The following is a 6,209-nucleotide window of genomic DNA, read 5'->3' on the forward strand; positions in this document are numbered from 1 at the left end:
AAGCAGGGACATTTGCAGTCACTCACCTGTGGTCGCCAAGTCAATTGGTGCTAGCCTACCGCATTCGCAATCCATCATCCTTGGGTCGGCGACCCGGCAAGTGGTAGCAGCGGAAAAAACTGCATTGCTGTTGTATTCGCGCAACGCTCCTTTCTGATCTGCGGCGATATGCTGGCGTTGGCTGGGGAGAACCGCGATGTTCGATGTCTATCTAAACGGCAGGCGCGATTTGCTCGTCGTTCGCAGGGGATTTCCAATCCCTCCTGGCGGTGCATCAGGCAGGTGGCGCAGGCGTAGGAAACGCGTCGCCAGTGTCAGCGAAGAGATTTGGCGGGCGGTTCAGAGGCAAGGCTACTACATGCGGAAACTGAGCGGTCTCAAGTAAAACTAGCGGGTTGGCTTGGTGCTTGCACTTGAGGCCTAGGCCGCTGTTTGCTTCGACCGCTCCGAAAGGTCGTTGAGCCGATACACCCTAAAGAGCCATGCGTGACAGTCTGGATGTGGGCGCCGTGGGATGAGGCGGAGACATTGCAAGCAGCCGTTGCCGGACGACTTCTCAAGATCGTGATGCGCGCGGCGGATAGATCGCTTCGGGCCGCACATTTCGATCATCGTATCCAAGATACTGGAGCGCGAGATCAACATTGTGATGGGGTTGCCGGTAGCTTGTCGGCTGACCTCTATCAGCGCGGCCTACACTCACAAGGTCTCTGACCGATGTCCCGATCCCTTTGCAGATCAGCTTCGAGTTCTTCGATAATGGCGTGAAGCAGACACGTGGCAAGCGGATCTGTGACTTCCCGCTCCAACAGGCGATAGCGCACGATCTCCACTTCTCGGTCTCTCAACTGGCGCTCTGTCATGATCCCATGCCCTCCGGCAAACCGACGTGGAGGCGGCTGAATTGTTTCGCTAAAATTTTCGGATCATTTCCTATGGTTGCTAATCCGTGAAAATGAGGCGAGCGCCGTGCACCAGCCGTATCCGATGTCACCCGAGAACGGAGGAGAAATCCGTCAATCCCCATCGTCTGAATATTTGCCATATTAATTCTGGGGTTAAATATATAACACGTAAATTAAACAAATTAAATGTGGACGCTATTTAAATTTGGATTAAGATTGGAGCACTTGGCGCCGGATGAACGCGTCAAGGATCTCGGAGAAACGGCTCCAGCATCCTGCCCCCTTGATGTAGGGGCCGTTTCTTCGAAACGGTGAGGTGAGACATGCGGTTCCTATCACCGGGTGACCTGTTTCTTGTCTCCGCCATGACAGGGGCGGTGTTACTGGTTGAAATCGGACTTTTCATCATTGTGGGCGTGATCTGACTTCCGTTGGAAAACCGGCAGTCAAAAAAGTCGGTGGAGGCAAGCGTGCAAATATTCGGTGGTCTCCAGCTTTCGCGCCGCACCAGCTAGGTGCATTGCCGCAACTCTGGTTCTTTGTTGCCGCCGAAAATGTACTAAGTTCCCTGGCTCGAGGGGATTGCACCAATGGCGACCTATCGCGCCTATCTCTTGGATGAGACCGGCCACGTCGCGAACCGGCTCGATCTGGAATGTCCAGACGATGGGACAGCGAGAGAGCGCGCGAAGTCCCTGCTGAATGAGAATGGCTTGGAACTCTGGTTGCTCGACCGGCGCATCGCCGTGTTCAAGCCCAACGGGCGGGCAACCATGAAGACATGACGGAAGGCTCGAACAGCTTTTGATGGAGGCGAGGATTCCACCTTTTCAGCCGGCCCAGGAGGTCCCGATTATGTTGATTGCAGATAGGTTTGACAGCCGGACCTTTGCCCACATGCAAGTCGCGCTCGAAAGGGCTTGTCAGGCGCTGCCGCAAGGCAGCAATAATCATGAGGCTCGCCGTCGCATTGCGAGCAGGATTATCGAATGCGCGGAAGGCGGCGATCGAACGCTCAGCGGCCTGACCGAGGTCGGGCGACGGGCCGCGTTGGAGCTGACGCCACACCAGGCTGCCTAGCCCGCCATACCAACAAGAAGCCATCTACCTCACGGACGCTTCCGTTCGCGTACGAGCAGATCGGCGATTGATCTCGGGGTGCAGCCCTTCCCCAGAGTTCAACGGCAGGTCTCGCGGTACCTTCGGCAATTGCCCATGCCTTCCTCGCCCAGGCGTTCCTTATTCAGGCATGCGGCTCTCAGTTCTGCACACACATCGCCACGACGAGCGCCCCTTTGACAGGTTTCCCGATATCGCCGGCAGCCGCCTTCGCCCCTCTCACACGACCGTCTTAGCTCCTCACATTGCCCGTAGACACGCACTCCGCCAGGACCGATGTCGAAGCCCTGAGACATAGCTGTACCGGGCGACAGGGAAATGACCATCAAAGCGAAAACAACCAATGCAGAGGTTCTCATTTTTAACCTCCGAAACAAGACAAGGAAACTCTTGTGGTTTTGTTCCGCCACCCACTAGGCAAGACCCTGGACGATCGCGGGGGGTGAATCGGTCGCGGGCCGCGACGCTGCACCGAAGCGACAGCGGCTCCTGCGCTCCGAGAAATTTTCCCCGCCATACTGGCAAGAGATTCGGAACGAAAGCTCACGCCACGATTTCAGAAGCCATGAGACCGCCGCTCGCCGTTAAAACTACACGGCGCATGTCGCGGATAGCCAAAGGTCGCAAGACCCGCTGTTGTCGGAACAAGCGCTCGCGCAGATAGCCAAAAGCGGCGGTCTCCGGCTCCATTTGCCAGGGGTGCTCGGCAAGTTGGGAGGAGGTACGGGTGGCGTGGGCGTGGGTCTGTGGTGGGCGGCATTCTTACCCGCACGAGGCTTCGTGATGTCCAACCGCATTGACATAGACCACAAACACGGCCGCGCCATTGTTCGAGAGATCGGCGAGAGATTGCGTGCGTTGCTGAAACCAGAGCCGGATTTACCGGCGAACGTTCCAACGCAAATCAACCGGCTCCGCGCATTGGAAGAGCAGTCACCATCGATCATCCCAGCGGCCGAGCATTGGGACAAGCCGCGCCGGTAAGCTGCGATGGGGCAGCACAGACGGCTCGGCGGAACAGGGGCGAGCAGTGTCATCGGCCAAGCTTCGTGCGTCAAAAATTTTGAGTGAGTTCGGTGAGGCACAATCCGAACTGATCGGCATCGCCGTCGTCCTTACTAACGGAAAGGCAGGTACGGTCGAGAACGTTTGGCTGGATGAGTTGCACGGCCTTCGGATTTCGATCAAAGGCCACGACGGGAAATGGCCGGTCTCAACCATCAAGTTCCCTGAGGACTAATTTCTTGCACCGGCCCCCGCTGTCCACCTGCGCGCTCTTTTCAGAACATTCCGATCAGGATGAAGACGCCGACCTCGAGCAGAAACGTCGTCGACATGATGGCGACGGTCAGGAAACACATCGCCCGCTGAGAGAGGGTTCATGCTGCCTCGCATCTCGCGAAGCCCCGTCATGAAATGCACAGGGGTTAGAAAGGTTTCGGTTCCAAACACGGCAGATGCGAGCGGCGCCGGCCTATCGCATTTCGAGTTCTTTGATTGCCAGAGCCGAAATTTGGGCGGGGTCCTTGATGCCGGATTGCGCGATCTTGATGACCTTCTTTGCGATCATTTCCGTTAGAGGGTCGTCGCGATCCTTGACGCACAGGGTATGCAATGCGCGCTCGTAAGCCGCTGTGATGCGGCTGATCTCCTCCGGCTTCACCCCGGAGTTTAGCAACAGTCGATAAATGGCCAATTCTCACCGCCCAAGTCCATGCCGGCGAGCAAGGAAACCACAGTATAGGAACCTTGTACACGGTCGGAGAACTACGGGCGCTTGGCTTCCCGTCCAGCCGCCACGGCTACTGCTTCTGCTCGCGCGCAGCAGCGCCGCTCTCGTCCTTGCTGGAAAGAGCCAAGTCCTCGACCCGCTCGTTGAGGTCAGCGGCCTTCTCCACCAATGCGGCCGCCAGGTTGGGGGCGGAAGTCGATTTTGCAAAGCGGAGCAGAGTCGCTGCCGCTTTGCGAGTATACTTGCCTCTCACGATCCAAATGTCCGCGCTTTTCCCAGCACGCTCATGGCGCGTGACAAGGCCATTCGCTCCACAGCAACTCCTAACTTGGAACGATCGGGCCGGGCGGCCGTTCGCCCTCTGCGTCTGTTGGGACGCCTGTAGGAGAAAGCGGCCCTTGCTCCTCTCTCCGAGGCAGGGGCCGCTTTCCATTTGGAGTGCCTGGATGTAGAGCCCCGTTAGAGCCCGTGCGCCTCCGTCAGAGCGCCCTCTGCCATGGCGCAGCCGTGAAAGCCGAATACCGTCCTGGACGGCCATTCTAACAGGTCGGCCCGATAGCAACGCACTAGACAGCCTCTCTGATCGGCACGCAGGCCGTGAGCCGGATTTTTCCCGCATCGGTAAACCAGAAGCGCGTCCGCACGCGCTTGCCGTCATATCCGCGATAGTCGAGCGAGACGCCGTCCCCCTCCGGCATCAATGCGTCGATCCCGAAAGCATCGGCTGCGGATGCCGCGAGCCTTTGACCCCAGTACCATTTCATCGCGGCTCGGCCTTGAAAGCGCCCACCCTCGCAGCACTCGACCGTAGCCGTCTCATCATAGAGATCGAGCAAATCATCCAACCGACCCTGCTTACAGGCGTCGATCCAATCGACAACGATATCGATCGCATCGAAGCCCTCGCGAGCGTTCGACATGTTCCACCTCCTCGTTGACGCTTCCCGCGGAGATGAGTACGGGCTCTGGCCTGAATGGACTGTGAACCGCCCAAATTCTGCCGAGAATTTTTCAAGTTCTCGGCAACCATTAGTCTCCTCGCGCGTCTTGCTCACGCAAGGAGTGCGCAATGACCGACGGCGAGCAACAGCGGGAACTGGAAGAGCGGGTGATGCGCTACCGCATGATGGAACGCGAGGTCACCGACCCGCTCGCAATCCGTCTCTTGCAAGACATCGTTGCAGAAATGGAAGCGGACCTATGGAGTCCCGAGGAGTAGTTCAAATCGTCGGCAGCCATCGGGCGTGACTGGGCTTTTTCAAGGACGCCGTTTCCTACCGCGGCGCCGAGTGTTCGTGATCTAGCCTTAGGGCTGCTGGCATTTTGTGCGCAATGCTGGCGACCTCGCCAGAGCTCCAACAGCCCGGTCGTCAAAACCGGGCACACGGACACGGGCACACCAACGGAGCCCCGGGGCTAATCGACGGCGCAGGCCTTATCCTTGCCATCGGCTACGGCGTGTAGTGGCTGGTAAGGCGCCGCCGTAAGCCGACGGACGTTTGATAGTCATCCCTCTGGAAGAGAACACGCGGGTTGGGGCTTGCCAGCGCCGCGTGCTCGTCCGAGCCGCCAAGATTTTTCACAAGCCCAGATATTCACAAGCCCGAAAGATCGACTGGACGGGCCAAGCCGACTGCGCAGGCCGGCCTTAGATGCATGAGAGCGTCACCTAGGTGGGCTGACTGCCGCCCAAGTCCTCACGTGAGCCAATCGCCCTTGCTATTCAATTTCCTTTTCACGAGCTGCTCCAGCTCAAGCGCCTCGATAGCAAGCTCATCACCTAAACGCTTGAATAGCTCGCGTTGACTTGGATCTGTCGCCGACACACTCAAGATGGCAAAGTGCTTTGCATCAGCGCGGAGTCGGCGCCACTTTCCTGTGAGGTCCTTCATGGCTCACTTCCTTGGTTTGAGTGGGACGGAACTCCACCCAGCGTTCGGCCGGCGCCCAGGGACTGGCATGTGTGTGCCGCGTCAGATACCTTTTTTCGAAGAGCAAGCAGCTGAGCCCTCTCCTGTTCCAGCCGATCAACCACGATAATCACAACTTGAGAGTCCTTTTTAGGATCAGCCTCGATCGGAAAAGCCATCTCCGTCTCCCTCGGAAAAAATAGCATGACCCGCTACGAGCAGCCGTCCACCTAACTGGGTTAAGCGGAGGCGCGATTTCCAGGCTATGGCGGCAGACATTCCACAGCCTAGCGTACAAGAAAATTCGGATGGGTGCGACAGGTTGCAGAGGCGGAACGATTTCTTTTGTGCCAATTGATCAGCTCATAGCGTCGGGGATTCCTTGGCGTGGCGTTTCAGCGTAAGAAACCGGTGCCGATCGGCGTCAAGGCTGCCTACCCCCGCTTCATCGAGCCGGCACTAGTCACGTCCGCCGACGGGCAACATCGGGACGGTCCTGCTCGGCAGCAATCAGCGTCTTTTTTTGTGACTGAGCTTCTCGGC

At 58.0% G+C, this 6,209-nt stretch carries 8 protein-coding genes; 4 read left to right on the forward strand and 4 right to left on the reverse strand.

What is annotated here, in order from left to right; translation table 11 throughout:
* Nucleotides 1-1,495: 1,495 nt before the first annotated feature.
* The 3 genes from AC5ZG1_RS43170 (at nucleotide 1,496) to AC5ZG1_RS43180 (ending at nucleotide 3,264) form a co-directional block, all read left to right on the forward strand.
* Nucleotides 1,496-1,690, forward strand: coding sequence for a hypothetical protein (locus AC5ZG1_RS43170; RefSeq protein WP_496136461.1), 195 nt, complete (start codon nucleotides 1,496-1,498; stop codon nucleotides 1,688-1,690).
* Between the two features lie 1,117 nt (nucleotides 1,691-2,807).
* Entirely contained in the window at nucleotides 2,808-3,008 is a 201-nt protein-coding gene (locus AC5ZG1_RS43175; RefSeq protein WP_165435542.1) for a hypothetical protein, read from the forward strand.
* A 46-nt stretch (nucleotides 3,009-3,054) separates the two neighbouring features.
* Nucleotides 3,055-3,264 carry a PRC-barrel domain-containing protein gene (locus tag AC5ZG1_RS43180; RefSeq protein WP_130229608.1) on the forward strand — a complete coding sequence of 70 codons (210 nt, stop codon included), beginning with the start codon at nucleotides 3,055-3,057 and terminating at the stop codon, nucleotides 3,262-3,264.
* 234 nt (nucleotides 3,265-3,498) lie between these two features.
* On the opposite strand, the gene AC5ZG1_RS43185 is transcribed toward AC5ZG1_RS43180, so the two are convergent.
* From AC5ZG1_RS43185 to AC5ZG1_RS43195, 3 genes are all read right to left on the reverse strand, one after another.
* Nucleotides 3,499-3,720, reverse strand: a complete 222-nt coding sequence (locus AC5ZG1_RS43185) for a hypothetical protein (protein ID WP_130229609.1) — start codon at nucleotides 3,718-3,720, stop codon at nucleotides 3,499-3,501.
* Between the two features lie 106 nt (nucleotides 3,721-3,826).
* The gene (locus tag AC5ZG1_RS43190) at nucleotides 3,827-4,009 is read right to left on the reverse strand and encodes a hypothetical protein (RefSeq protein WP_456646846.1); all 183 of its coding nucleotides are present in this window, start codon (nucleotides 4,007-4,009) and stop codon (nucleotides 3,827-3,829) included.
* Between the two features lie 313 nt (nucleotides 4,010-4,322).
* Nucleotides 4,323-4,676 carry a nuclear transport factor 2 family protein gene (locus AC5ZG1_RS43195; protein WP_496136462.1) on the reverse strand — a complete coding sequence of 118 codons (354 nt, stop codon included), beginning with the start codon at nucleotides 4,674-4,676 and terminating at the stop codon, nucleotides 4,323-4,325.
* Nucleotides 4,677-4,825: 149 nt separating this feature from the next.
* Between AC5ZG1_RS43195 and AC5ZG1_RS43200 the strand changes: the two genes are divergently transcribed.
* The gene (locus AC5ZG1_RS43200) at nucleotides 4,826-4,975 is read left to right on the forward strand and encodes a hypothetical protein (protein ID WP_456646844.1); all 150 of its coding nucleotides are present in this window, start codon (nucleotides 4,826-4,828) and stop codon (nucleotides 4,973-4,975) included.
* 478 nt (nucleotides 4,976-5,453) lie between these two features.
* Here AC5ZG1_RS43200 and AC5ZG1_RS43205 read toward each other — a convergent pair whose 3' ends face one another.
* Nucleotides 5,454-5,648: a hypothetical protein gene (locus tag AC5ZG1_RS43205; protein ID WP_456646843.1), complete on the reverse strand. Its 195-nt coding sequence runs from the start codon at nucleotides 5,646-5,648 to the stop codon at nucleotides 5,454-5,456.
* Nucleotides 5,649-6,209 lie beyond the last annotated feature (561 nt).

It is taken from the genome of Bradyrhizobium sp. Leo78 (assembly GCF_059512425.1).